Raw genomic sequence first — 22,366 nt, 5'->3', positions numbered from 1 at the left:
GTCTTTTCGTTTCAGGCGCCCCCGGGAAGGCCCGTGGGCGCGGTTTACCTTGGTTCCTGTCCCTATATAACAACGATACGCGCCCCGAGCGGCGGAAAGCAAAATTTTTTGAGGCAAAAATCATTCAGTTATTTCAGCCAGTCCCACGCCAGTCCCGGTCCGGATCGGCCCGGAGGCAGCTCCAGGTGGCCGCGCAGGCTCTCGAAGACGTCGTACAAGCGGGCCCCGCTGACTTCCCGCCCCGCTTGGTCCAGGCGGCCTTTGGCGGCCGGGGCGGCGATGAGCATCCCATGGGCGGCGTGGTTGGCCCCGTCCGGGCCGGTGTCGTTGCCCGCGGTGAACAGGGGCTCTTCGGTGGGCCACACCGTGGCCAGGGCCCGCCAGCCCAGGTCGCCGGGATAGACGATCAGCTCCGGGGGCAGGCCCCTGGTCTCGAGGTAGATTTCCCCGGGCCGGTACACCCGGTTGCCCAGGGGGCGGCCGTCCGGCCCGGCCAGGGCCATGAGCTCGGCGCTCAGGCGGGCCAGCAGCTCCGGGGCCTCGCCCGGCGGCACCGCGCCCGAGGGCTCGCGCCCGGCCAGGTTCAGGTAGACCCGCCCATAGTAGCCGCCGTCGGCCCAGGCCTGGGTGCGGGGCCAATCCACCATCTCCGGGCTCAGGGGGGCGGGGCCCTCCGGCGGGCGCTTGAGCTTGAGGTAGCCCTGGCGGCGCAGCCACTGGTTCAGGGCCAGGCCGCCCTCCAGGGGCCGGGCCCCGTGGTCGCTGACCACCAGCACCAGCGTGTCCGGCTCCAGGCAGGCCAGCAGCTCGCCCACCAGGGAGTCCAGCAGTTGGTAGTGCTCGGCCAGGCGCGTTGGCTCGGCCCAAAAGGCGTGCTGCAAGCGGTCCGAGGACATCTCCACCATCATGAACAGGTCGGGCTCGTACAGGCGGTAGAGGCCCCGGGCCACGGCGAAGCGTCGCCGGGCCATCTGCTCCAGCCGGGCGAAAAGCTCCTCGCGGGGGGCGGTGCGGAACTCCTTGACGTCGTAGAGGTACTCACCCCCGGCCCAACGGCTCAGGCGGGGGGCCAGGCTGGGGGGCCACACCCCGTCCACGGCCCCTTCGGGGGTCAGCGGCCCGCTGACCATGGCCCCCTTGAGCGGGGCGGCGGGGTAGGTGAGGGGCCAGCCCAGCACCACCGAGGTGAGCCCGGCGGCGGTGGCCAGATCCCACAGGCGCGGCGCTTGCACCCATTGGGCGGAGGCGGTGGCCAGGGGGCCGTAGGAGGGCTCGCGGCGGTTGCGGAAGCCGTAGACGCCCAGCTGGCCGGGATCCTGGCCGGTGGCCATGCACATCCAGGCGGGCACGGTGATGGGCGGGATGGTGCTGGCCAGCCTCCCCCAGCGGCCCCGGTTCATCAGCTCTTCCAGGTGGGGCAGGCGGCCCGCGAAGCGCTCGAAGACCAGGGAGGGCTCCAGGCAGTCCAGGCCGATCACCGCCGCTCGGGGGCGGTTCATGGGCGCGCTCCCTGGGCGGCGGACAAAAAGCGCCGGAGCTGGGCCTGGTAATACTCGTGGCGCTCGTCGGGCCGGGCGGCCAGGGCGGCGCGGGCGGCGGCCACCGCACGCTGGGGCTGGCCGGCCGCGAAATAGGCCTCGGCCAGGGTGTCCCAGATGTGGGGCAGCGGGGCCAGGGCCACCGCCTTTTGGGCCAGGGCCACCGCCTGGGACGGGCGGCGCAGGGCCGGGTCTTGGGCCGTGGCCAAAAACCAGGCCAGGCCGTTGAGCACCTCCGGATCGCGGGGGGCCAGGGCCGCGGCGCGGCGCAGGTGCTCCAGGGAGCGGCGCTCCTGGCCCCGCTCGTAGAGCAGGATGCCCATCTGCATCTGCAGGCGGGCGTCGCGGGGGTTGCGTTCCAGCTCGGAGACCAGGATGCGCTCCAGGGTGGCCTGGCGCAGCGAGGCGTCCAGGCCCAGGCTCTCGGTGGCCAGGCCGCCGCCCACCACCAAGGCCAGGCCCAGGAAGAACACCCCCAAGCCCCGGCGGATGAGCCGGGCCTGGGCCGCTACCCGCCGGGGATCGGCCTGGGCCGCCTCCAGGGCCCGCACCCGCTGGGCGATGGAAAAGTGATGCCAGGAGGGCACGTCGCGGGTGTCGCCGGACATGAAGGCGATTTTTTCCAGGGCGGCGCTCAGGGGCGCGGCCTCGCCCATGACCCTGAGGGAGTAGAAGTCGGCCTGGCGCTCGAAGTGGCGCATGAAAAAGCCCATGACCAGGCGCAGGTAGACCACCAACAGGGCCAGCAGGGGCAGGGCGGCCAGGATGCTGAAGGCCCCCTCCGCCCCCTGGGCGCCCAGAATCCCCACGCCCCAGGCGCTGCCCGCCAGCCACCACACCAGGCCGCCCAAGAGCAGGGCCAGGGGCTCGGCCAGGGCATAGGCGGCCAAAAACAGGCCCGCGAAGAACATGAGATAAAACCACAGGTGGCGATGGGCCACGTGGCCCGCCTCGTGGGCCACCACGGCGGCCAGCTCCCGGTTGTCCAGGGCCTCGGCCAGCGCCGGGGTGATGAGCAGATAGCGCAGCCGGGGCAACAGGCCCAGCACCCCGGCGGTCAAAAGGCGCCCGCCCATCAGGGGCCAGCTTAGGATGCCGCCCACCTTCACCCCGGTGTGCTCCAGCACGGTCTGGGACACCTGGCGCACCCGGCCGGGCTCCAGGGGGGCGCAGCCCCACCAGTGTTTGACCAGCACCGGGAACAACAACGACAGGGCCAGGATAAAGCACAGCAGATAGACCAGGTTGCCCAGGCCGGTGGCCAGCCAGGCCCCGGCCGCGGGCCAGGCGTGGGAGATGAGGTCCTGCACCAGGCTCACGGCCAGCCAGGGGAAGACCACCGGGGCCACCAGGCGCAGCTGGCCGTTGATGTAGTCGCGCCGCCCCAGGCCCCCCAGGCCCACCGCCCGCTCCAAACGGTAGGCGGCGCCGTAGACCACGGTCAGGAGCAGCAGGTAGAGCCCCAGGGCGGCCAGGCCCCGGAGGCTCTCCCAGGTGGCCATGCCCGGCCAACCCAGCAGGTGGACCTTGAGCTCGGCCAGGGTGGTGATCAAAAGCAGGCAGACGATGGCCGCCAAATGCAGCTTGGTGACCAGACGTCGTCCGCTCTTGGCCGGGTCGGCCGGGGGGCGGGGGCCCCGCAGGCGGCTGAAGTGCATGCTCACCGCCAGGCGCGCCGCCAGCCACAACAGGGCGGCCAGGGCCGCCGAGGCCAGGTAGCTTTCCGTGGCGCTGAGCTGGGGCGGACCGGGCTGGTAGGCCTCGAAAACGGCCAGGACCAGGACGAAGGCTATGATCTGGGCGAACAGCATGGCGCCTCGGGAGAGGGGGGGAAAGAAAAAGGCGCGGTCCGGCAGTGCCCAAACCGCGCCTTGGCGCTTGAAAAAGTGGCGGAGAGAGAGGGATTCGAACCCTCGGTGGAGTTTTACGCCCCACACTCGCTTAGCAGGCGAGCACCTTCGGCCTCTCGGTCATCTCTCCGCGGCCGGCCCCTTGGGCCCTTGATATTGTACCGTCACCGCCTCTGCGGCGCTAATTGCTTGGCGGAGGGAGTAGGATTCGAACCCACGGAGCCTTGCGACTCAACGGCTTTCAAGGCCGCCGCCATAGACCACTCGGCCATCCCTCCTCTATAGGCCTATAAAATTATAGGGAGGTTCGGGCTGTTCGGCCAAGGATCGCTCCCGGACCCTGCTCCCAGGCTTATGTACCACCACCCCCCCGAAGGCGTCAACCGTTTACGGCCCCCGGCGTGATATCCTTGCGCCGTCAGGGCTCCCGCGGCCGGCGGCGCCTCGCCCGGGGCGGCCCGAGTCGGGGCAAGTGTCCGGTGGGCTGGACGAAGGGCAGGTAAGTGGTGTATCAATATGGGTTGATTGGCAGACCCATGGTATTCCTAGCTATTAGATAGGTTATACTGTGGTGAGATTTTTAGTGGAGAAACCAGTTTCCGGCGATATTAACACCGGGTCCGGGGAACCCCCGCGATGCGCTGGCGCACCGCTGCCCATGGCGTTTCGCCTGGGCCGGGTTGCGGATTTAACTATCCAGGGAGCAAAGAAAAATGGACGGCAACAAAGCTCCTAACGTCAAAGGGGTGGACAGCCCCGGACGCAGGACGGTCTATAGCCTTTGCGGGATGTGCGCGGTGCGCTGCCCCATTCAGGTGGAGGTGCAAGACGGTCGAGTGGTTTGGATTCAGGGCAATCCCAACGACAAGACCATGGGCACCAGCCTTTGCGCCAAGGGCGCGGCGGCCATCGCCTTTGAGAACGACGACGAGCGGCCCCAATATCCCCTGATCCGCACCGGGGCCCGGGGCGGCGGCCAATGGCGCCGGGCCAGCTGGGACGAGGCCCTGGACTACATCGCCGAAAAGCTGCAAGGGGTCATCGACAAGTTCGGCGGCAAGGGCATCGCCTTTTCCGACCGGGGCGGCCCCTTTGCCGACCTGCAAAAGACTTTCGTGAAATCCCTGGGTTCGCCCAACTATTTCAACCACGACTGTACCTGCGGCCGCAACGCTCAGCACGCCAGCCAGAGCCTGTTCGGCATGGGGCGCAAGGGCCTGGGCATGGACATCAAGAACACCAAGCATTTGGTGCTCTACGGCCGCAACATGATCGAGTCGCTGCAGGTAAAAGAGGTCAAGGACTTCATGGACGCCCTGGGCAAGGGCGCCAAGTGCACCTACATCGACGTGCGGGCCACCCTCACCGCCTCCAAGGCCAGCCGCTTTTGGATGATCCGGCCCAACACCGAGTACGCCCTCAACCTGGCCTTTATCCACGTGGTGCTGGCCGAAAACCTCTACGACGCCGATTTCGTCAAAAAGTGGGTCGTGGGCCTGGATGAGCTGCGGGAGTCCGTAAAGGAAACCACCCCCGAATGGGCCGAGAAGATGACCGGCGTGCCCGCCGGGGAGATCAAGGCGGCCATCCGCGAGATCGCCGCCGACCGGCCCAACGTCATCTTCCACCTGGGCTGGATGACCGCCCGGCACCGCCAGTCCTTCTACACCAGCCGCACCGCCCATATCCTCAACGCGCTCATGGGCAACATCGAGCAGACCGGCGGGCTGATCATCGCCAAGGGCACCGGCGACTACGGCTTGAAGGGCCTGAACAAGCTGGACCAGCGCGCCCCCAAGGTGGAGGACCCCCGGGTGGACGGCGTGGGCACCAAGTTCAAGCACTTCGACAAGGGTCCGGGGCTCATGCACCTGTTGTTCCCGGCCATCCTGAGCGGCGAGCCCTATCCCATGGGGGCCTACATCGCCTACCGCCACGACCCCCTGACCAGCCTGCCCGACCCGGACGTCATGAAGCAGGCCCTGGACAAGCTGGACCTGATCGTCTCCATCGACGTGAACTATTCGGAAACCGCCTGGTATGCCGACGTGATCCTGCCCGAGGCCACCTTCCTGGAGCGGGGCAGCATCATCGCCGAGAAGAAGGGCGCCAAGCCCAACCTGCAGCTCCGCGACCAGTGCATCTCGCCGCGTTTCGACAGCCGGCCCGCCTGGTGGATCTTCCGCGAGATTCTAAGGCGCCTGGGCAAGAGCGAGCCCCTGGAGTTCGAAACCCTGGAGGACATCTGGGCCTACCAGTTGGAGGGCACCGACGTAAGCCTGGAGGAGCTGCGCTCCAAGGGCGTGCTGGGCCTGGTGAGCAAGGAGGAACGGCGCGACCGCGACACCGGCCTGGGCTTCAAGACCGCCTCGGGCAAGGTCGAGATGATCAGCCCGGCACTGGACGAGGCCGGCCTGCCCAGCCTGGCCCCCTTCTACGATCCCCCGGCCAACGAGCCGGGCCAGTTCAACCTGGTGTTCGGCCGGGTGGCCTATCACAACCACGCCCACACCATGAACAACCCCCTGCTCAACGAGCTGATGAGCGAAAACGCCCTGTGGATCAACAAGGCCACCGGCGGGGAGTTGGGCATCGGCGACGGCGACACCATCGAGGTGAAATCCAACGGCTACAGCACCAAGGGCAAGGTGAGGCTCACCGAGTTCATCCACCCCGAGGCGGCCTTCATGGTTCACGGCTTCGGGCGCACCGTGCCCCTGCAGACCCGCACCTATGGCAAGGGCATGGCCGACCAGAGGCTGATGAAGGGCAAGCTGACCTCCTATGACCCCGCCGGGGGAGGCAACTGCCTCACCGAAACGGTGATCTCGGTCAAGAAGGCTTAAGGCAAACCCAGCCGCCATAAACCTCACCAGTTGAGGAGCGATAAAGTGAGTAAATATTATCTTTTGCAGGATTCGGAGCGCTGCATAGGCTGCCTGGCCTGCGAGGTTAGCTGCAAGAGCAACAAATCCCTGCCCGTCGGCCCGGCCCTGTGCAAGAACATGTCGGTGGGCCCGGTGGAAATCAAGAGCCTCCCCCGGGTGCGCTTCGTGTTCATGCCCTGCTTCCATTGCGAAGACCCCTGGTGCCTGGACGTATGTCCCTCCGGGGCCATCCAGAAGCGCGCCGGCGACGGCATCGTGTTCATCGAGCCCAACCTGTGCATCGGCTGCAAGAGCTGCATCACCGCCTGTCCCTGGGGGGCCTGCCAGTGGGACCCCGCGGCGGCCAAGGCGGTCAAGTGCGACTATTGCAAGGACCGCTTGGACGAGGGCCTCAAGCCCGCTTGCGTGACCAAGTGCCTGACCCAGTGCCTGGAGTTCGGCGTGGCGGACAAGCTGCCCTCCGGCCGCCGGGAGCGCTTCGCGGCCCAGATAGCCCGCGACGCCTTCAACCCCAAGGGTTAGGCCCCGCGCGCGGCCATGGATAATGCCCGGGGCCCGGGGCGGGAAAACCGCGCCGGCCCCGGCCGACCCGACCGCGGCGCGCTCCGCGGGGGTGATCGTCCCGCCCCCGGTTCCCGGCCGGGGGCGTTTTTACGCCTCTCGCCGCGTGGTTGCCCGGTTCGCGGGAGGGATGATAGGCTTGGCCGAGGGAAAATGGGGGTATATAATCCTCCCCAGTTCAGCGGCCCTTTTTTCGCCTTAGAAGCCCATTAACAGCCAAGAGGCAGACTGACATGAGCTCTCCAGCCACCGACGTTCCCTATCCCCTTCTTGAGCGTCTGAAAGACGACCAACTTCCCCAACTGGACCATTATCTGGACGCCGGGGGCTTTGCCATTACCAAGATGGACCTGCTGGAGGCGGTGGTGCGCCTGCGCGACTCCGGCCTCAGGCGGCGCAAGGAGGCGGGTCAGCCCATTTTCCTGAACTGGTGGGATTTCGCCCGGGCCAAGCAGCAGGGCGAGATGGTGGCGGACGCCCGCCTGCGCGACCCCCAGGGCCTGGCCGAGTCCAGCCTGTTGAGCCACGACCCCTACGGGGTCATCGAGGCCCTGTACCTGGCCCACCTGGTCACCGGAGCCCGCCAGGCCCTGATTTTGCTGGACCCCAGCCTGGATTACCTGCGCCCGGTGCTCCTGGACGCCATGGACCAGCTGGCCCGCCGGGGCATCCCCGCCGGGCGCGAGCTGGAGCTCAAGGTTCTGGTGGGGGACGGCCCCCCGCCCGCGACCCAGAACGGCCGCGTGCGCCTGACCCACTGCCTGGAGACCTGGTACCAGGTTTTGCGCATCCTCAAGCACCCCGGCCCCGGCCCGGAGCGCCAGGCCCAGCCCGCCACCCGGCTGATCACCGTGGGAGGCGCCACCGCCAGCAAGGGCCTGGTGGAGGTGGAACTGGGCCAGCCCCTGTCGCGCATCCTGGAGCAGGTGGGCGGCATCAAGCTGGACGGATCGGTCAAGGCCCTGGCCTTGGATTCCGGGGTGGGCGGCTTTTTGCCCGCCGACGCGGGCGGCCTGACCATGGCCCCAGAGGAGATGATGATCGCCGGGGTGCGGCCCGGTTTCGGCACCCTGTACGCGGTGGGCCCGGAAACCTGCATCGTGGACCTCACCCGCCGGGCCCTGATCCGCCTGGCCCAGCTGGGCGAGCATCCCTCCGAGGACTCGCGCAGCCTCACCTGGCACGCCGTGCGCCTTACCATCCAGCTCACCCTGCGCCGGGGCGGCCCCGAGACGCTGGAGCAGCTGGAGGCCATCACCGCCCAACTGGAGCGCATGGGCTCTCCGGCGGCCTGGCCCCTGGTAAGCTCCCTGCGCTACTTCCACGACGAGTGGGAGGCCCACGCGGCCGGGCGCTCCTGCCCCACCTACGACTGCAACAAGCCCACGGTGGCCCCCTGCCATTACGGCTGCCCGGCGGGCATAGACATCCCCTCGTTCATCGCCCTGATCGGCCAGGGCAAGTACAGCGAGGCGGTGAGGGTGATCCGCCAGGACAACCCCTTGCCCTATATCTGCGGCCTGGTGTGCCCGGCGCCCTGCGAGCGCTCCTGCCTCCGGGCCCAGATGGACCAGCCCATCTCCATCAGGGCCATGAAGGCGGTGGCCGCGCGCCACGCCCTGGCCGAAGGCGGCTATCCCCGGCCCCAGACCGCGCCGCCCAGCGGCAAGCGGGTGGCGGTGATCGGCGGCGGGCCCGCCGGCCTGACCGCCGCCTATTTCCTGGCCGTGCAGGGCCACGAAGTGACCCTGTTCGAGGCCCAGGAGGTCATGGGCGGCACCACTTTCATGGGCATCCCGGCCTACCGCCTGCCCCGGGAGGTGATCGACGCCGAGGTGGTGGCCATCGCCGAGGTGGGGGTGGATATCCGCCAGGGCCAGGCCCTGGGGCGCGACTTCACCCTGGACCAGCTCAAGGCCGAGGGCTACGAGGCGGTCTACCTGGGCATCGGGGCCCAACAGGGCTTTACCCTGGGCATCGAGGGGGAAGAGAACTATCCCCAGGTGCACGACGCCATCACCTTCCTGCGCGGGGTGTCGCTGGGCACCCAGGGCAAGCCCGCCGAGCGGGTGGTGGTGGTGGGCGGCGGCAACGCGGCCATGGACGCGGCGCGCACCTGCCGCCGCCTGGGCTGCGAGGTGACCATCAGCTACCGCCGCACCCGGGGCGAGATGCCGGCCCACGACGAGGAGATCGAAGACGCCCTGGCCGAGGGCATCGACATCGCCTTCCTGACCGTTCCCATTGCGGTGATGGGCGAAGGCGGCCAGGTGACCGGGCTCAAGTGCCTGCGCGCCGAGCTGGGCCCGCCCGACGCCTCCGGGCGCCGCCGTCCCCAGCCGGTGGAGGGCAGCGATTTCGTCATGCCCGCCGGGGCGGTGATCGCGGCCATCAGCCAGCGGCCCGACCTGACCTGCCTGGGCCCCTGGGCCCAGGATTCCAGCCTGTGCGCCAGGACGGTGATGGCCGACCCGGACAGTGGCCAGACCTCCCTGGAATGGCTCTTCGCCGGCGGCGACGCGGTGACCGGCCCGGCCACGGTGGTGGAGGCGGTGGCCGCGGGCAAGCGCTCCGCCCTGGCCATGGACGCCTACCTGAGCGGCGAAAAGCTCGACGAAGCGCTGATCTATCCCCGTCCCCGGGCCCAGGTGGAGACCCTGATGATGGGGGCCGAGGAAAAGATTCACCTCGAGCGCCCGGACATCCCCAAGCTGGACCCCAAGGTGCGCGCGGCCACCTTCGACCAGGCCGAGCTGGGCCTTACCGACGAGATGGGCCTGAACGAGGCCAAGCGCTGCCTGCGCTGCGACTTGTGCATCGGCTGCGGCCTGTGCCAGAGCGCCTGCGCCGAGGTGGGGGTCAACGCCCTGGTCCTGGAAGACACCAAGACCGAGCGGGGGGTGATCCTGGACCTGGAGCGCGCCGCCGACCGGTGCATCGGCTGCGGCTCCTGCGCCAACGCCTGCCCCACCGGGGCCATCCGGCTGGTGGACGACAACGGCAAGCGCAAGACCACCCTGGTGGGCACCGTGCTCAAGGACATGGAGCTGGTCAAGTGTTCGAGCTGCGGCCAGCCCTACGCCCCTGCCGCCTATCTGGAGCGCCTGGCCGGCCGTCTGGAAAAGCACCACAAGCCCCACCGCCTGGGGGAATACATCTGCCCGGATTGCGCCCGCCAGCAAAGCGCCCGCCAGCAATGGTCCGGACGTTTCGCCAGGCTAAAGTAATCGCTTGAGCCTGCCTGCGCCCGCGCGTCCCCGCCTTGGTTCCCCGGCGCGCCGGGGCGTGCTAGGCCCACGGCATGTCTTGCCAAAGCCTCCGGGGCGTTATAGGCTGACCCGGGTATATTTCGGCATCAGGCCCCAGGGCCAAAGGAGGTTAGCGTGGCCCCAACCCCCATCGGCGAGTATGCGGAGTTTCGGCCCGCCTGGCAGTCCTTCGGGGTGTGGTACTTCGGCATCTTCATCTTCCTGGCCGGTCCCCAGATAAACGCCGAGACCTGGATCTCGCCCGCCCTGGGCCAGTTGCTGGCCTCGCTCATCGCGGCCTACGTGGCCATCACCCGCTTCACCCGCATGTACCGGGTCGATGCCGACACCCTGGAGGTGGAGCGCACCTTCCCCTCCCATGTGAAGCAGGAGGTGAAGATCGGCGACATCACCTTGGTGGACCTGCGCCGGGGCATTTCCCAGCGCCTGTTGGGGGTGGCCCACGTGCACGTGTTCGCCAAGGGTCCCGAGGGCGAGGTGGAACTGCGCCTGAGCGGGGTGCCCCGGCCGGAGCGCTTCAAACGGGTTTTGGTGGAGCGGGGAGCCAGCGATCAGCGGGTCTACGGAGCCTTCAGGGGCTAACCCCTGGAGTCGCAAAGGTTTGACAGGCACCTAGGCCCCATGTTACCTAGAAAAGAGCGGGACGGCACCACACGGCCACCCGCCTATCCGCGATAATAAACTTTCTCTGAAGGAGGATATAGCGATGGTGGCATTGGTGGGTGGACTGGTTGCCTTATTGTTGGGAATCATCGGCATCTTCGCCTGGTGGGATGAATTCCTGTGGCTGCTCAAGGGCGTCCTACCGCCCATTCTGATCCTGGGTGGGGTCTTGGCCACCTATCTGGGTGCCGAGGAGATGAAGGACAAGAAGCGCGCCGAGGGCGAGTCCGCCCTGGAGCCCTTCAGCCCCGCGCCGGGCACTGACGAGGACGCCGAGCGCTACAAGAATGAAGTGGCCGAGCTCAAGGCCAAGCTGGCCGCCATGGAAGACTCCGCTTCGGCCGAGGAGGTGCCCGAGGCCGCCAAGACCGGCGAGGAGGAAAAACCCGCCTAGTTCCCGTCGCTCAACGAGCCATATCGGGGCGCGCCCAAGGGCGCGCCCCTTTTTTTGTGCTTGGTAACCCTCCGGGGGAGGGCTCAGTTGGCCCGGAACAGCAGGGGCTCGCCCCGGCGCAGGCGCTCGATGTTGGCGGCCAGCCGGCGGCCGATGGCCGCGAAGCTCTGCTCGGTGACCCCGCCGATGTGGGGGGTGGCCACCACCAGCGGATGGTGCAGCAGGGGGTTATCCGGCGCGGGGGGCTCGGCTGCGAAGACGTCCAGCCCCGCCCCGCCCAGATGCCCCGCGTCCAGGGCGGCCAGCAGGGCGGCCTCGTCCACCACCGAGCCCCGGCCCACGTTGACCAGAAAGGCCCCCGGCCGCATGGCCGCGAAGGCGGCCTGGTCGAACATGCCCACGGTGCTGGGGTTGGCGGTGAGGGTGGCGGCCACGAAATCGCTGGCCCCCAGCAGGCGGTGCAGATCCTCGGGCCCGGCCAGCTCGATGAGACCCAGGGCCTCGGCTAGGGCGGGGTCGGGGTGGGCCTTGATGCCCGCCACCTCCATGCCCAGGTCCCCCAGCCGCCGGGTCAGGGCTTGGCCCACCCGGCCCAGGCCCACGATGAGGGCCCGCCGCCCGAACAGGGAGGTACCCAGGGGTGTGCCCCAGGGCCCCTGGCGGAAGGTGTCGGCAAAGCGGTTGAGCCGCCGGGCCACGGCCATCATCAGAAACACCGCGTGCTCCGAGGTGCTCTCGGCGTTTTCCACCGCCTGGTCGGCGGGCACGTTGCACACCGGGATGCCCTCGGCGGTGGCCGCGGCGATGTCCACCCCTTCCAGACCCACCCCCCACTGGTGGATGAGCTGAAGCCCGCTGCCCCTAATCACCTCGGCCGGGATGCGGGCCATGGTGGGCACCACCACCTGGGCGCTCTTGCAGGCCTGGGCCAGCTCGGGCTCGGGGGTGGGGACTATCTCGTCGCCGGGCAGGTTGCCCGCAAGGGTCTGGGCCACGGCGGGAAAATTGAGGCTGGCCACTAGGATGCGCATGGGCTTTCTCCGATTGATGCCCTCATCCTACGGCAGGCGCTCCGGGCTGGCAAGCGGGTCGGGGGCTCAGGCGGGGTGGCCCGGCTGGGGCAGGTAGCGGTCGCGCTCGGAGAAGATGCAGCCGCAGTATTGCTGGCGGTACAGGCCCAGCTCCTGGGAGCGCTCGATGCCCTGGCGCCAGTAAGGCCGCCAGTCGCGGTAGAGGAACTTGACCCCGCGTTTTTTGCCGATGGACTGGCCCAGCTCGGAGATCAGCTCGTGCTTTTGGCGCACCGAGTAGAGCAGGGTGGTGCTGAAAAAATCGTAGTTCCCCCGCTTGGCCACCGCCGCCGCCCGCTCCAGGCGCTGGGACAGGCAGGGGGCGCAGCGCTGGTTTTCCCGCCAGGCCACGTTTCTCAGCCACTCCTCGGGCTGGTACTCGTCCTGCACGATCAGCGGCAGGTCCTCGCCGGCGGCCCAGGCCTCCAGGGTCTCGCGCCGCCTAAGGTTCTCGGTGTAGGGCATGATGTTGGGGTTGTAGAACAGGCCCCGAATCTCCGCCCCCTCCTCGCGCAGGGCGGCCACGGGCATGATGGAACAGGGCCCGCAGCAGATGTGCAGTAAAACGCGCATGTTGTCAGTTTATCCCAACCATGGCCCGGGCGGTAGGCCCCTAGGAGTTTCGCGCCGCCCGCTCCAGCTCCAGCACCAGGATATGGGCCAGGGCGGCCAGGCACTCCAGGTCCAGGAAGTTGGGGGCGGTGAGGTCGTAGAGCACCTTGGCCTCGGCGGGGAACTCATCGTCCGCGTCGTAGAAGCGTAGCTCCAAGGGCAACTTGGGCAGGGCCGCGAAGCGCCAGGCCCCGTCGTGGGGGCTGGAGGACTCCAACTCCTCGGCGCCCAGGGAGGCGGCTGCTCGCTTGAGCTGGGCCAGGCGGCCCGCGAAGCCCTCGGCCAGGCGCTGATGCACCAAGGTTTGCAAGGCGCGGGCAAAATCCGCCCCGCCGGGCAGCTCCCGGTAGGGGACCATGCTCCCGCTGGGCTCGCCGCTGCCCGCGTGCAACAGGTACCAGGCCAAGACGATGCGATGGGTGATGAAGGCCTTGCCGCCCTCGGCCAGGCTCACCCCGGTGGGGCCCACCAGGTACTCACCGCCCAGCAGGGGCACCAGGCAACCGGCGCCTTGGCGCTCCAGGCCCAGGGAGGCGGCGGCTCCGGCGAAATCCACGCCGGCCAGGCGCTCCACCAGGCCCAGGTACACCTTTTCATAGACGTCGGGCTTTTCCGAATCGAACACGGCTAGATCGTCTCCGGCAGGTAGTCGGCCAACAGGCGGTCCACTAGCTCGCGCACCGCCCCCCGCCCCGCCGGGGCCTCGGTGACCAGATGACACACCGAGCGCACCCATTCCGGGGCCTCGGGGGGGCAGGCGGCCAGCCCGGCCAAGCCCAGGGCGGGCAGGTCGTCCATGTCGCGGCCCAGGTAAACCGCTTCCACGGGCGACACCTGGTTTTCCCAGACCGCCTGCTTGAACAGGATGCCCTTGTCCCCGCCCGAGGTGCGCAGCACGGCCCCCAGGCGCCGGGCCAGGGCCTCGGCCGCGGCCAGGCCGGGGCGGGCCACCAGGACCAGCAGGCGCCCGGCGGCCAGCCAACTCTCCAGGCCCAGGATGTCGGCCCGGTACAGGGGCAGGGTCTCGCCGCCGTCCGGGGCCAGGTAGCTCACCCCGTCGCTGAGGCCGCCTTCCAGTTCCACCATGAGCAGCTTGGCCGCGCCGATGCGCTGTTCCAGGCTCATCTCCTCCAGCGGCACCTTGGGGGCGAGGGGTGGGATGGTTTCCATGGCTGCGGCCTCCGGTTGGGGTGGCGGGGAAAATAAAAAACCGGATCGGACGCTGGGTCCGACCCGGTTACGATACCCGCCGGGGGATGGCGAATAAAGCCTTTTCTGCCTTTATCCCCGGCTTAGGCCAGCAGGGCCGCGTCCCGGGTGTTGGTGAGCTCCAGGGCCAGGGGAGCCAAAAGCCCGCTCATGCCCGCCACCTCGGAGGCCGGGGCCAGCACGTCCAGGGTCACGGGATGGGCGATCTTGCCCGCCTTGTCCACCGCCGCCTCGGCGTTGGTGATCACCAGGTGGGGCATGGCCAGGCTCAGGCCGAAGTTGACCCCGGACTCGATCTCCACGCCGGTGAAGACGATGGAGAGCTTTTTCTGGGTGTGGCTGCCCAGGTCGCTCAGGTAGGTGTCGCTGGTGTAGGTGGGGAACTCCAGGGTCAGGCTCACCTCGGGGAAGGACCCGGTGACCGGCTCGCTGATCTTGTCGTTGTTGCCGGCCAGGTGGTCGCCGGTGAGGCCGCGCTTGAGGCTCAGGGAAAAGCGGCTGGGGTGGATGGCGTCGCCGGAGCTCAGCGCCGCGCCGGAGGCGTCATTAAGCCGGAAAGCCGCCTGGCGGAACAGCACCCGCTCGCCGCGCACCGGCGCGGCCAGGGCGGTCATGCCCGCCAGGGTGTTGGCCCCGGTGTCCACGTTGAGGCTCAGGCCATCGCAGATAAGATCGAAGCTCACGGTCACCGGCTGGCCGGCCGAGCCCTCGATGGTCAGGCCGTCCACCTTGACCGAGGCGAACTCGTGTACCGAGAAGCCCTTGGCCACCGCCAGGGTGCCGAAGAGCCCCTCCAGGCCGCCGGTCATCACCAGGCGGTGCAGGTAGCCGCTGCCGCCCTGGGCGTTGGGGGCCTCGGCCGAGCCCAGGGCCAGGGCCAGAAGCACCCCCAGGCTCTGGTAGCGCAGATAGGCCCCCATGGCCCCGCCGCAGGTGATGAGCCCCTGGTCGCTGGCGGTGTAAAAATCCTGTCCCGCCGAGTCGTCGGGCAGGTGCTCGATGCTCTGGCTCACCGACTCGTTGGTGATGTACAGGGCGTCGCCGTCGCTGCAGGCCACGGCCTGGCCCCACACGCCGGCCTGGGCCAGGGCGGCCTTGATCTCCTTGCCGCTGCTCATGTCGTTCTCCTTAAGTTAGAGTATTTGCTCAAATGATGCCCAGGGCCGATTCGTAGGTCACGCTCAGCTCCAGGTCGAAGATTCCCAGGGGATCGCCAGCCCCGCCTTCGTACAGCTCCAGGTTGCCGGTGGTGGTCAGGGCCCAGTGGGGATTGAGGGCCGGATCGGCCAACGCCGCGTAAACCCCGGCGATTAGCTGATCCAACTGGCTGAAGTCGCCGTCCACCGCGTGGACCGCGCCCCACAGATGCAACACCAGGCGGCGCTGGGCGCTGCGGTCGCTCTCCTCGGTGGTTTCGAGCTTTTGGTTGAACAAGGCCAGGCCGGGCAGCTCGGGCAGCTCGTGGGCCAGGTGAATGCCCCGCTCCACGGTGGCTGCGGCCAATGGCTGGCCCTGGGCCGGGCCCATGGCCTTAAGGCAATTGATCAAATCCGCGATGATCTGGGCGCGGGTCATGCCAGGGCCTCCCTTAGTTTTTGGCTGACGATTTCCTTAAGGGCTTCGGCGGCGGCCTCGGCCCCGGGGCGCAGATAGGGCCGGGCGGGCAGCTCCACCCGCTGCTTCTGGACCCAGCGCCCCTGCACCTGGAATTTCAAATACTTGGCCTTATTAGCCTGGATCACGGCCCCGTGTTCCTGGGCCGCGGCGTAGGGGGCGTCGGCGCTCAGGCGGCCCACCCATGCGTCGCCGTCCTTATACACCTCGGTAGCCAGGCTGGCGGCTAGGCGGCCGGAGCGAATCTGGGGCCCGCCCCCGCCGGGGCGCATGCGGGCCAGGGCGGCGGCCAGACCAACTTCGAGCGCTTGCTCTAATGAGGCGCGCAGCACCTCGGGCAAGACCCGCTCCAAACGGGTGAAGGGGTTCTCCCCCTCCAGGCGGGCGCTCAGGCCGATCACAGCAGGCTCCGGTTGCGGTAGCGCTCCAACACCGCGCGCACCTGGGGCAGCAGCTCGCCGGAGTGGTAGCTCACCGAACCGTCGGCCAGGGTGCGGGCGCTTATCCCCAGGCGGCCCTGGCCGGCGGCCGACTCCTGGAAGCGCATGGCGCTCTGCTCCACCGCCGCCTGGGCCAGGTCGGCCGGGGCGGCGCCAAAGCCGGCCCGGTACACCACCCCCAGGTTGTGCGAGCCCCGGGGAAACACCAGGCCGATGAGGCTGAGCACCCCTGCCCCGGCGTCCAAGAGCCAGCCGGTGCTCCCGTTTTCCGAAGGCGCGAGGCTCCGGCCTTCCACCACCAGGCTGCTCAGGTTGATCACCGGATATTGGGGCAGCAGCAGTTCGGGATAGCCCGAGCCCGAGAGCAGGGCGTTGTCCGGGTCATAGGCCGCGTCGCCGCTCACATGGGAGTAGTCACGGGCCATGAGCTTGCGCCCGCAAAAGGCGTTGAACTGGGCGCTCACCGCCTCGATGAGCCCCTCCAGCAGGGCGTCGTGGGTGGCGGCGCTGAGGCCCAGGTACTGCTTCACTTGGGCCAGGGAGGTCAGGGCGTCGATGGATAGGGCCATGGTTCAGCTCCGGGCCGGGGTCTTGGCCACGGGAGGCCGAAAAACGGCCGTGTGGCAAGGGGGCCCCGATATGATTTTGACTTAGCTCTTGGGCATGGCGGCTGCTCCGTGGGGCCCCGGAGGCGCGGGGCTTCCGGGGCGGGTTGGGGCTAGGCGGTGGGCACCGCGCTGAGCATGGCGAAACGCTTCTCGTCGCTCAGGTTGAAGCCGATGCGCACCTCGGCCAGGAAGGCGGTTTGGTTGTAGGAGAAGTAGGGCTCGGCCCAGGGGTTGGTCTTGACCACCAGGCCCTGGCGCTGGCCCACCAGGGCGCTGCCGGCGAAGTCGCCCGCGAACAGGCGGGTCTCGTTGGTGCCGGTGCCCAGGTTGGTGAGAATGTTGGGGTCGCGCACAAAGGGCTCGCCCCACACCATGGGCTGGCCCTGGCTCTCGGCCCGGGGCTGGCCCGGCTGGCGGTAGACGTAGTCGCCGTTGGTGTCCTTGAGGGTCATCAGCACCTTCTCGGCCTTGGGATGGCCCAGCACCGGCACCGAGGCGGCGTGGGGGGCGTTCTGGTACACCGCGAAGATCAGCCCGGCCAGGTCGTCGAAACTGAGATCGCCGCTGACGCTCAGGGCGTTGGTGGATATCTTGCCCACCAGGCCGGTGATGGGATCGGTGGCCGCGCCGGTTCCCCGCAGGCAGGCCACGTCAAAGGCCTGGCCGATGGTCTCGGCGAACAGGTTTTGCAGCACCTGGTCCACGCCGGGGTCGGAGTCGTCCAACAGCTGGTTAGAGACCACCACCTTCACCGCCAGCACGTGGGCGGTGAGGGCCAGCTGGCCGAAGGTGGCGTCGCTGCGCGGCTTCTCGCCGTGGGCCACGCCGTCGCCCAGGCCGTAGGTCTCGGTGTCGCTGGCCTCGGGCACCCAATAGGCCGTGAGCCCGCCGCTGATGGTGGGGAAGGTGATCTGGCGGCCGGTCATGGGCACCTGGCGGCACAGGGATTTGACCGCGCTGAAGTTGTTGACCAGGTTGAGTACCTCGCCGGCCTGCTCGGTGGGCACCAGATAGCCCCCGGCGGTGGTGGCGCCTTCGCGCAGGTCCTTGGCCTGGGGCGCCTCCAGGGCCTTCTGGGCCGGGGAGTTCAGGCTCACCAGCTCGTCGGCCGCCAGATGGCGGGGGGCCTGGCCCATGCCCAGGCGGCGCACGTCGCCCAGGTACTTGCTGAGCCCCAGGCCGCCGCCGTTGAGCTCGCCGCCCAGGGAGACCTGACGGGGCTCCACCGCGCTGAGCAGCTTTTCCAGGCGGGTGTCGATGAGCCCCTTGAGGCTTTCCTCGTCCAACGACAGGCCGGTGGCCTGCTCCAACAGTTCGATGATCTTGGCTTGTTTCATGTTCTCGGCTCCTATCGGCTAGGTTGGTTTCAGTTGAGAAGGCCCAGGTGGTAGCGCAGGCGGGCGGCGATGAGCTCGCCCAGGGCCGCCTGGGCCAGGGCCCGCGCGGCCAGGGGGTGCACCGCGCCGGGAGCGCCCGGGGTCCGCGCCGGGGATGGGGTGAAGGGGGCTGCCGGGCTGGGGTTGGGGCGCGGACCGCCGAGCCCCAGGGCCACCAGGGCCTCGGGGTTGGCCGGCAGGGTCACGCAGGAGATCTCGTAGAGCTCCTGCCTGGTGTAACGGGTTCCGCTGATGGTGCGGCCGCCCAGCTTGTGGGTGGCCGCCTCGCTCTCCAGGGGGGCGAAGCCCACGGAAAAGGCCCGCAGATAGCCGCCCTTGTAGAGCCGGTAGATGGTGTCGGCAAAGGCGTATTCCTCGGCGGTGGGGAACTGGGCCTTGAACAGCAGGCGGCCGTTTTCCACCTTCACCGCCAGGGCCCGGGCCACCGGGGGCGAGGCGTAGTCGTGGGACCAGGGGATCACCGGGTTCTTGAGGAAGTTGGCGAAGTCCCAGCCTGCGGGCTCGATGAGGTCGCCCTGGCGGTCCACCGTGGGGCTGGAGGCCACTGCCCAGAAGGTGCGGGCCGCTTCGTCCGCCTGGCCCACCTCGAAGTCCATAACCTTGTGCACCAGTTTCATGGCTACTCTCCTTGGGCCGCCCGGCCCAGCTTGGCGAGGGTTTGCTCTATATCCAGGCCCCGGGTCAGGCAGCGGGTCAGCTCCCGAACCAGGGCGGCGCGCCGCGCCGGGCTGAGGCCCTGGGGCAGCAGGCCCTCCACGGCCTGGGGCCGCTCGGCCAGCTCCCGGGCCACCTTGGCCCGCGACCACCCGGCAAACCGCCCCTCCAGGCGGGGCCAGGCCTGTTCCAGGGCGGAACGCACCTGGGGCTCCAGCTCCGGGGGGAACTGCGGGGCCAGGCCCCAGGCGGGCGCGGCGTTTTGCTGGGTCGGCGGGGTGTAGGGCTCGTCGCCCCAGGTCACCGGGGTGCGCCCTTGCAGGGCGCGGTACTCGTTGATGGTCATCGCTCCCCGGTCCAGCTGCTCCATGGCCTCCTTGTGGGTCTGGGAGCGGTCGGAGGGCACCGGGTTGTCGAACTTGAGCCGGAGGTTCGCGCCGTAGCGGGGCAGCAGGAAGGCGTTGAGCACGTCTTCCCACAGCTCCAGGCGGGGGCGCACGCACTCGGAGTTGAAGGTCACCTCGATGCCCTGGGCGTTGGCCCGGTTCACGTCCTTGACCAGGCCCAGCTTGCCCGCCGGCACCCCGTAGGCGGCCAGGATGTTGTCCTGGGTCCAGCCGGCCAGCTGGGCGAACTCGAAGTCCTTGGCCGAGTAGGCCAGGGGGGTGGCCTTGAGCCCGCCGTCCAATACCGTGGGCTCGAAGACGTGGGCCAGGCCCTGGTGCTTTTGGCGCCAGCGGGTCAGCACCCGGCGGGCCTCGTCCTCGGTGAGGCGCTGCTCGGTGGAGAGCACCACCTCGGGGCGGGCCGAGTTCCTGAAGAAGTTGCGCTGATAGACCCGCACCGCCAGGTCGATGTCAAAGGCGTGGGCCATGGCCTCGATGGGGCTGGCCCCGTAGACCAGGCTGGCCGGGCTGGGGTGGCGGAAGTAGAGCAGCTCGGACGGGCGGTACACGGTGCGCTTGCCCCCCGGCCCGCTGAACACGAAGCCGGTGATGGGCCGGCGGGTGTCGGGCCCGGTGCTTATCTCGATGAGGTCGGCCGGGTTCAGGGGCCACAGCTCGGCCGGGCGGCCCAGGGCGTTGTTGAGTACCAGCACGAAGGCCATGCCGGTCAGCTCCAGATGCAGGGCCAGGGTGTAGCGCAGCTCCCGCCCGGTGTTGAGCGGGTTGGGCCGGGCCATCAGGTCCAGCACCGGGTGGGCGCCCACCTCCAGTCCCTGGGCCTGTTGCAGACGCAGCGGCACCCCGGCCATGCGCCGGGCGATGGTGCTCACCGCCGCGAAGACCCAGCCCTGGTAGGCCCCCAGTTGGCGGGCCCGGCCGGTGGCCGCGCCGCCGCCCAAAAAGGGCGGGGGGCCGGGCGGGGGCGGGGGCAGCTCCAGGCGCTTGGCGCGGCGGCGGTTCAGTCGATTGCTCAGCCAGTTTTTCATGTAATTCCTCACCAGACGTTGGGCCCCGTGGATTTGACCAGGCCCACCGCCCCTTCCAGGGCGTCGGGGCCGTCGTCGTGCACGTTGGGGGAGGGGAAGTGAAGCAACTGCTCGATCAGCTCGCCCTGGTCGGAGTGCTCGGGCCGGAAACGCACCAGGCCCCGCTCCACCAGGGGGCTGAGCCCGGCCAGGCGTAGCTCCTTGGACAGCCGCTGGGTCACTCCCCGGAGCGGCAGGCTCACCCCGGCCTCGGCGGCGGCGGCGGCGAACTGGTCCAACAAGAGGCGCTGGAACACGTTGTCCTCGATGCCGAACACCAGGTACTGGTGGCGGGCCAGACGCCGGAGCACCGCGCGGATGAGCTGGTCCAGGGAACAGCGGCGGATAAAGGCGTCCAGCACGTAGAAGACCTGGCGCTCGCGGTCCAGGCCCACGGTGACCACCGCCTTGAAATCGCCGTGGCTGCCGGTGGCCAGGGAGGGGTCCAGGAAACCGGCCACGGCCAGCTCCCGCCCGGGCAACTCGGCCGGGTGGTAGGAGCGCAGCCACTGTTCCTGGAACAGGCCGTCCTCGTCGCGGGGGTCGTTCTGCTTTTCGGTGTTGAAGGCCTTGGAGCCCATGAGCCGCTTCTGCTCCAAGAGGGCGGCCTCGGGATGGCGGGCGGGCCACAGGGAGCGGCCCTCGTCGTCCAGGGCCCGGTACACCCGGCGGGTGTAGCCCTTCCAGGGCTCCTCGGGGCTGTTGACCATCACCGCCAGGGCGCTGGAGCGGGCCAGGATGGTGCCGATGATGAACAGGCTGCCGCCGGGGTCCAGGGCCGGGTACACCGCCTGGGTGATCCACTCCAGGCACTCGCGCACCAGGCGGGGATTGCGTACGTTCTTGTCGTTCTCCAGATCGTCCAGGATCACCAGATCGGGCCGGTGGCGGCCGTGCTTGAGGCCCCGGAGGCGCTGGCCGCTGCCCCGGGCCAAAACCCGGGCGTGGCCGCCCACCACGAAGTCCCCGGCCGGGCCCTCCGCCCGGCAGCCGGGGCCGAAGTCCTCGGCCAGGCGGGGGTTGAGCCCCAGCTCCAGGCGCAGATAGGCGGTGAGGTTCCCGGCCAAGTCGGCGGTGTCCGAGCCGATCACCACGAAGCGCCGTTTGTTGAACAGCAACTTGTGCAGCACGTAGCCGAAGGAGACCAGGGTGGTCTTGGCAAAGCCGCGCGGCGCGGCCACGGCCACCGGCACCACCGCGCTGCCGCGCGGGGTGAGTAGCTCCACCAGCTCGTGGTGAAAGGGGGCGAAGGCGTCGCAAAAATAGTGGGGCAGATACAGGCGGCAGAAATACAGGGGGTCCTCGGCGGCGCGGGACTTGCGAACCTGGGGGGACGGGTCGTCCGGGCCAAAGGCCCCGGCCTCGGTGTGCAGGCGGCCCACCACCTCGGCGGCCCGCTGGCGAAAGCGGGCGGCGCTCATCTTGCGGGCGGCGGCGCTGCTCACGCCCCGGCCTCGCCTTCCAGGCGGGTGAAGAGCTTTTCCAGCAAACGCCCCAGCCAGGCCCGCTGGGCCTCGCTGTCCGGCTCCTCGCCGGCCAGGGCGGCCAGGCGCTCGCCTACCTCCACCGCCGCGGCCTTGAGGTCGTAGCCCTCGCGCTCCAGGCGGGCGCAGGCGGCGGCGATCTTGGCCAAATGGTCGGCGTCCTGGGGCGAAAGCTCGCCCAAGGCCATGAGTTCTTCCACCCGGCGGCCCAACAGCTGGCGCAGGGCGGCGGCCGCGCCCCGGGGATCGGACCACCAGGCCCGGCGGCGGGCGGCCCAGTTCTCGGCCGCGGCCCAGGCGGCCACCCGCTGGGGCTTGAGCCCCAGCTCGGCGGCCACCGCTTCGGTTTCCAGCCCGGCCATGAAGCGGGAGCGGGCCTGCTCACGCAGCTGATGGACGGTGGGGCTCACTCGGCCATCTCCTGGATCTCCCGGTCCAGGGCCTTGTATTCGCGCACCGCAGCCACCAGCTCTTCCATGGCCTGCTCGGCGTGGTCGATGCGCATGGCCTCAACCCCGTCGAAGTTGTAGAGGTAGTAGTTGATGTCCTTGCCCAGCCGGTCGATCTTGATCTCCAACTGATTGAGGCGTTCACGTTTCTCGGCCTTGAGGCCCCTGGCGATCAGGCGCGATGTTCTTTCCACG

21 protein-coding genes and 2 tRNA genes are annotated in these 22,366 nt (G+C 69.2%); 5 read left to right on the top strand and 18 right to left on the bottom strand.

Annotated elements, in window-relative coordinates:
- Positions 1–128: 128 nt before the first annotated feature.
- The 4 genes from AACH32_RS19115 to AACH32_RS19100 all read right to left on the bottom strand — a co-directional run bounded on the left by AACH32_RS19115 (position 129) and on the right by AACH32_RS19100 (position 3,666).
- A complete protein-coding gene (locus tag AACH32_RS19115; protein ID WP_338603154.1) occupies positions 129–1,499 on the bottom strand; it encodes an alkaline phosphatase family protein in 1,371 nt (456 codons plus the stop codon).
- The gene (locus AACH32_RS19110; protein ID WP_338603150.1) at positions 1,496–3,349 is read right to left on the bottom strand and encodes a M48 family metalloprotease; all 1,854 of its coding nucleotides are present in this window, start codon (positions 3,347–3,349) and stop codon (positions 1,496–1,498) included. The genes AACH32_RS19115 and AACH32_RS19110 overlap by 4 nt, the downstream gene beginning before the upstream one ends.
- A 76-nt stretch (positions 3,350–3,425) precedes the next feature.
- A tRNA-Ser gene (locus AACH32_RS19105) sits at positions 3,426–3,518 on the bottom strand.
- Positions 3,519–3,578: 60 nt separating this feature from the next.
- A tRNA-Ser gene (locus tag AACH32_RS19100) sits at positions 3,579–3,666 on the bottom strand.
- A gap of 435 nt (positions 3,667–4,101) precedes the next feature.
- Here AACH32_RS19100 and AACH32_RS19095 point away from each other — a divergent pair.
- The 5 genes from AACH32_RS19095 to AACH32_RS19075 all read left to right on the top strand — a co-directional run bounded on the left by AACH32_RS19095 (position 4,102) and on the right by AACH32_RS19075 (position 11,163).
- Positions 4,102–6,234 carry a molybdopterin-dependent oxidoreductase gene (locus AACH32_RS19095; RefSeq protein WP_338603147.1) on the top strand — a complete coding sequence of 711 codons (2,133 nt, stop codon included), beginning with the start codon at positions 4,102–4,104 and terminating at the stop codon, positions 6,232–6,234.
- 45 nt (positions 6,235–6,279) lie between these two features.
- On the top strand, positions 6,280–6,798 hold the full coding sequence (locus AACH32_RS19090; RefSeq protein WP_338603145.1) for a 4Fe-4S dicluster domain-containing protein: 519 nt from the start codon (positions 6,280–6,282) through the stop codon (positions 6,796–6,798).
- Positions 6,799–7,070: 272 nt separating this feature from the next.
- Positions 7,071–10,064, top strand: a complete 2,994-nt coding sequence (locus AACH32_RS19085; RefSeq protein WP_338603142.1) for an FAD-dependent oxidoreductase — start codon at positions 7,071–7,073, stop codon at positions 10,062–10,064.
- A 156-nt stretch (positions 10,065–10,220) separates the two neighbouring features.
- The gene (locus AACH32_RS19080) at positions 10,221–10,688 is read left to right on the top strand and encodes a PH domain-containing protein (protein WP_338603139.1); all 468 of its coding nucleotides are present in this window, start codon (positions 10,221–10,223) and stop codon (positions 10,686–10,688) included.
- Positions 10,689–10,812: 124 nt separating this feature from the next.
- On the top strand, positions 10,813–11,163 hold the full coding sequence (locus AACH32_RS19075) for a hypothetical protein (RefSeq protein ID WP_338603136.1): 351 nt from the start codon (positions 10,813–10,815) through the stop codon (positions 11,161–11,163).
- Between the two features lie 83 nt (positions 11,164–11,246).
- Here AACH32_RS19075 and AACH32_RS19070 read toward each other — a convergent pair whose 3' ends face one another.
- From AACH32_RS19070 to AACH32_RS19005, 14 genes are all read right to left on the bottom strand, one after another.
- Positions 11,247–12,194 (bottom strand): 2-hydroxyacid dehydrogenase, encoded by a 948-nt coding sequence (locus tag AACH32_RS19070; RefSeq protein WP_338603133.1) that lies wholly within the window; start codon positions 12,192–12,194, stop codon positions 11,247–11,249.
- Between the two features lie 66 nt (positions 12,195–12,260).
- A complete protein-coding gene (locus AACH32_RS19065; protein WP_338603130.1) occupies positions 12,261–12,806 on the bottom strand; it encodes an epoxyqueuosine reductase QueH in 546 nt (181 codons plus the stop codon).
- A 40-nt stretch (positions 12,807–12,846) separates the two neighbouring features.
- Positions 12,847–13,470 carry a DUF3786 domain-containing protein gene (locus tag AACH32_RS19060; protein WP_338603128.1) on the bottom strand — a complete coding sequence of 208 codons (624 nt, stop codon included), beginning with the start codon at positions 13,468–13,470 and terminating at the stop codon, positions 12,847–12,849.
- A gap of 2 nt (positions 13,471–13,472) precedes the next feature.
- On the bottom strand, positions 13,473–14,015 hold the full coding sequence (locus tag AACH32_RS19055) for a hypothetical protein (RefSeq protein ID WP_338603126.1): 543 nt from the start codon (positions 14,013–14,015) through the stop codon (positions 13,473–13,475).
- A gap of 122 nt (positions 14,016–14,137) precedes the next feature.
- Positions 14,138–15,172, bottom strand: a complete 1,035-nt coding sequence (locus AACH32_RS19050) for a phage tail tube protein (RefSeq protein WP_338603122.1) — start codon at positions 15,170–15,172, stop codon at positions 14,138–14,140.
- Positions 15,173–15,200: 28 nt separating this feature from the next.
- Complete coding sequence (locus AACH32_RS19045; protein ID WP_338603119.1) at positions 15,201–15,629, bottom strand: hypothetical protein; 429 nt, start codon at positions 15,627–15,629, stop codon at positions 15,201–15,203.
- Positions 15,626–16,069, bottom strand: a complete 444-nt coding sequence (locus tag AACH32_RS19040) for a hypothetical protein (RefSeq protein WP_338603116.1) — start codon at positions 16,067–16,069, stop codon at positions 15,626–15,628. Before AACH32_RS19040 ends, AACH32_RS19045 begins: the two co-directional genes overlap by 4 nt.
- The gene (locus AACH32_RS19035; protein WP_338603114.1) at positions 16,066–16,677 is read right to left on the bottom strand and encodes a head-tail connector protein; all 612 of its coding nucleotides are present in this window, start codon (positions 16,675–16,677) and stop codon (positions 16,066–16,068) included. Before AACH32_RS19035 ends, AACH32_RS19040 begins: the two co-directional genes overlap by 4 nt.
- 149 nt (positions 16,678–16,826) lie before the next feature.
- On the bottom strand, positions 16,827–18,053 hold the full coding sequence (locus AACH32_RS19030; protein ID WP_338603111.1) for a phage major capsid protein: 1,227 nt from the start codon (positions 18,051–18,053) through the stop codon (positions 16,827–16,829).
- A 29-nt stretch (positions 18,054–18,082) separates the two neighbouring features.
- Positions 18,083–18,730, bottom strand: a complete 648-nt coding sequence (locus tag AACH32_RS19025) for an HK97 family phage prohead protease (RefSeq protein ID WP_338603109.1) — start codon at positions 18,728–18,730, stop codon at positions 18,083–18,085.
- A gap of 2 nt (positions 18,731–18,732) precedes the next feature.
- The gene (locus AACH32_RS19020) at positions 18,733–20,199 is read right to left on the bottom strand and encodes a phage portal protein (protein WP_338603106.1); all 1,467 of its coding nucleotides are present in this window, start codon (positions 20,197–20,199) and stop codon (positions 18,733–18,735) included.
- An 8-nt stretch (positions 20,200–20,207) separates the two neighbouring features.
- The gene (terL, locus tag AACH32_RS19015) at positions 20,208–21,683 is read right to left on the bottom strand and encodes a phage terminase large subunit (protein WP_338603103.1); all 1,476 of its coding nucleotides are present in this window, start codon (positions 21,681–21,683) and stop codon (positions 20,208–20,210) included.
- Entirely contained in the window at positions 21,680–22,132 is a 453-nt protein-coding gene (locus AACH32_RS19010) for a hypothetical protein (RefSeq protein WP_338603100.1), read from the bottom strand. The genes terL and AACH32_RS19010 overlap by 4 nt, the downstream gene beginning before the upstream one ends.
- Positions 22,129–22,365 carry a hypothetical protein gene (locus AACH32_RS19005; protein WP_338603097.1) on the bottom strand — a complete coding sequence of 79 codons (237 nt, stop codon included), beginning with the start codon at positions 22,363–22,365 and terminating at the stop codon, positions 22,129–22,131. The genes AACH32_RS19010 and AACH32_RS19005 overlap by 4 nt, the downstream gene beginning before the upstream one ends.
- Position 22,366 lies beyond the last annotated feature (1 nt).

Origin of the sequence: Desulfoferula mesophila, from assembly GCF_037076455.1 — a bacterium.
Lineage (GTDB): Bacteria > Desulfobacterota > Desulfarculia > Desulfarculales > Desulfarculaceae > Desulfoferula > Desulfoferula mesophila.
This window is presented reverse-complemented; position numbering and strand designations above follow the sequence as displayed.

Coding starts and splice junctions, on each gene's coding strand:
- AACH32_RS19085 (WP_338603142.1), top strand. CDS start 7,071: ATGAGCTCTCCAGCCACCGACGTTCCCTATCCCCTTCTTGAGCGTCTG.
- AACH32_RS19020 (WP_338603106.1), bottom strand. CDS start 20,199: ATGAAAAACTGGCTGAGCAATCGACTGAACCGCCGCCGCGCCAAGCGC.
- AACH32_RS19065 (WP_338603130.1), bottom strand. CDS start 12,806: ATGCGCGTTTTACTGCACATCTGCTGCGGGCCCTGTTCCATCATGCCC.
- AACH32_RS19095 (WP_338603147.1), top strand. CDS start 4,102: ATGGACGGCAACAAAGCTCCTAACGTCAAAGGGGTGGACAGCCCCGGA.
- AACH32_RS19055 (WP_338603126.1), bottom strand. CDS start 14,015: ATGGAAACCATCCCACCCCTCGCCCCCAAGGTGCCGCTGGAGGAGATG.
- AACH32_RS19115 (WP_338603154.1), bottom strand. CDS start 1,499: ATGAACCGCCCCCGAGCGGCGGTGATCGGCCTGGACTGCCTGGAGCCC.
- AACH32_RS19050 (WP_338603122.1), bottom strand. CDS start 15,172: ATGAGCAGCGGCAAGGAGATCAAGGCCGCCCTGGCCCAGGCCGGCGTG.
- AACH32_RS19035 (WP_338603114.1), bottom strand. CDS start 16,677: ATGGCCCTATCCATCGACGCCCTGACCTCCCTGGCCCAAGTGAAGCAG.
- AACH32_RS19025 (WP_338603109.1), bottom strand. CDS start 18,730: ATGAAACTGGTGCACAAGGTTATGGACTTCGAGGTGGGCCAGGCGGAC.
- AACH32_RS19075 (WP_338603136.1), top strand. CDS start 10,813: ATGGTGGCATTGGTGGGTGGACTGGTTGCCTTATTGTTGGGAATCATC.
- AACH32_RS19070 (WP_338603133.1), bottom strand. CDS start 12,194: ATGCGCATCCTAGTGGCCAGCCTCAATTTTCCCGCCGTGGCCCAGACC.
- AACH32_RS19110 (WP_338603150.1), bottom strand. CDS start 3,349: ATGCTGTTCGCCCAGATCATAGCCTTCGTCCTGGTCCTGGCCGTTTTC.
- AACH32_RS19030 (WP_338603111.1), bottom strand. CDS start 18,053: ATGAAACAAGCCAAGATCATCGAACTGTTGGAGCAGGCCACCGGCCTG.
- AACH32_RS19045 (WP_338603119.1), bottom strand. CDS start 15,629: ATGACCCGCGCCCAGATCATCGCGGATTTGATCAATTGCCTTAAGGCC.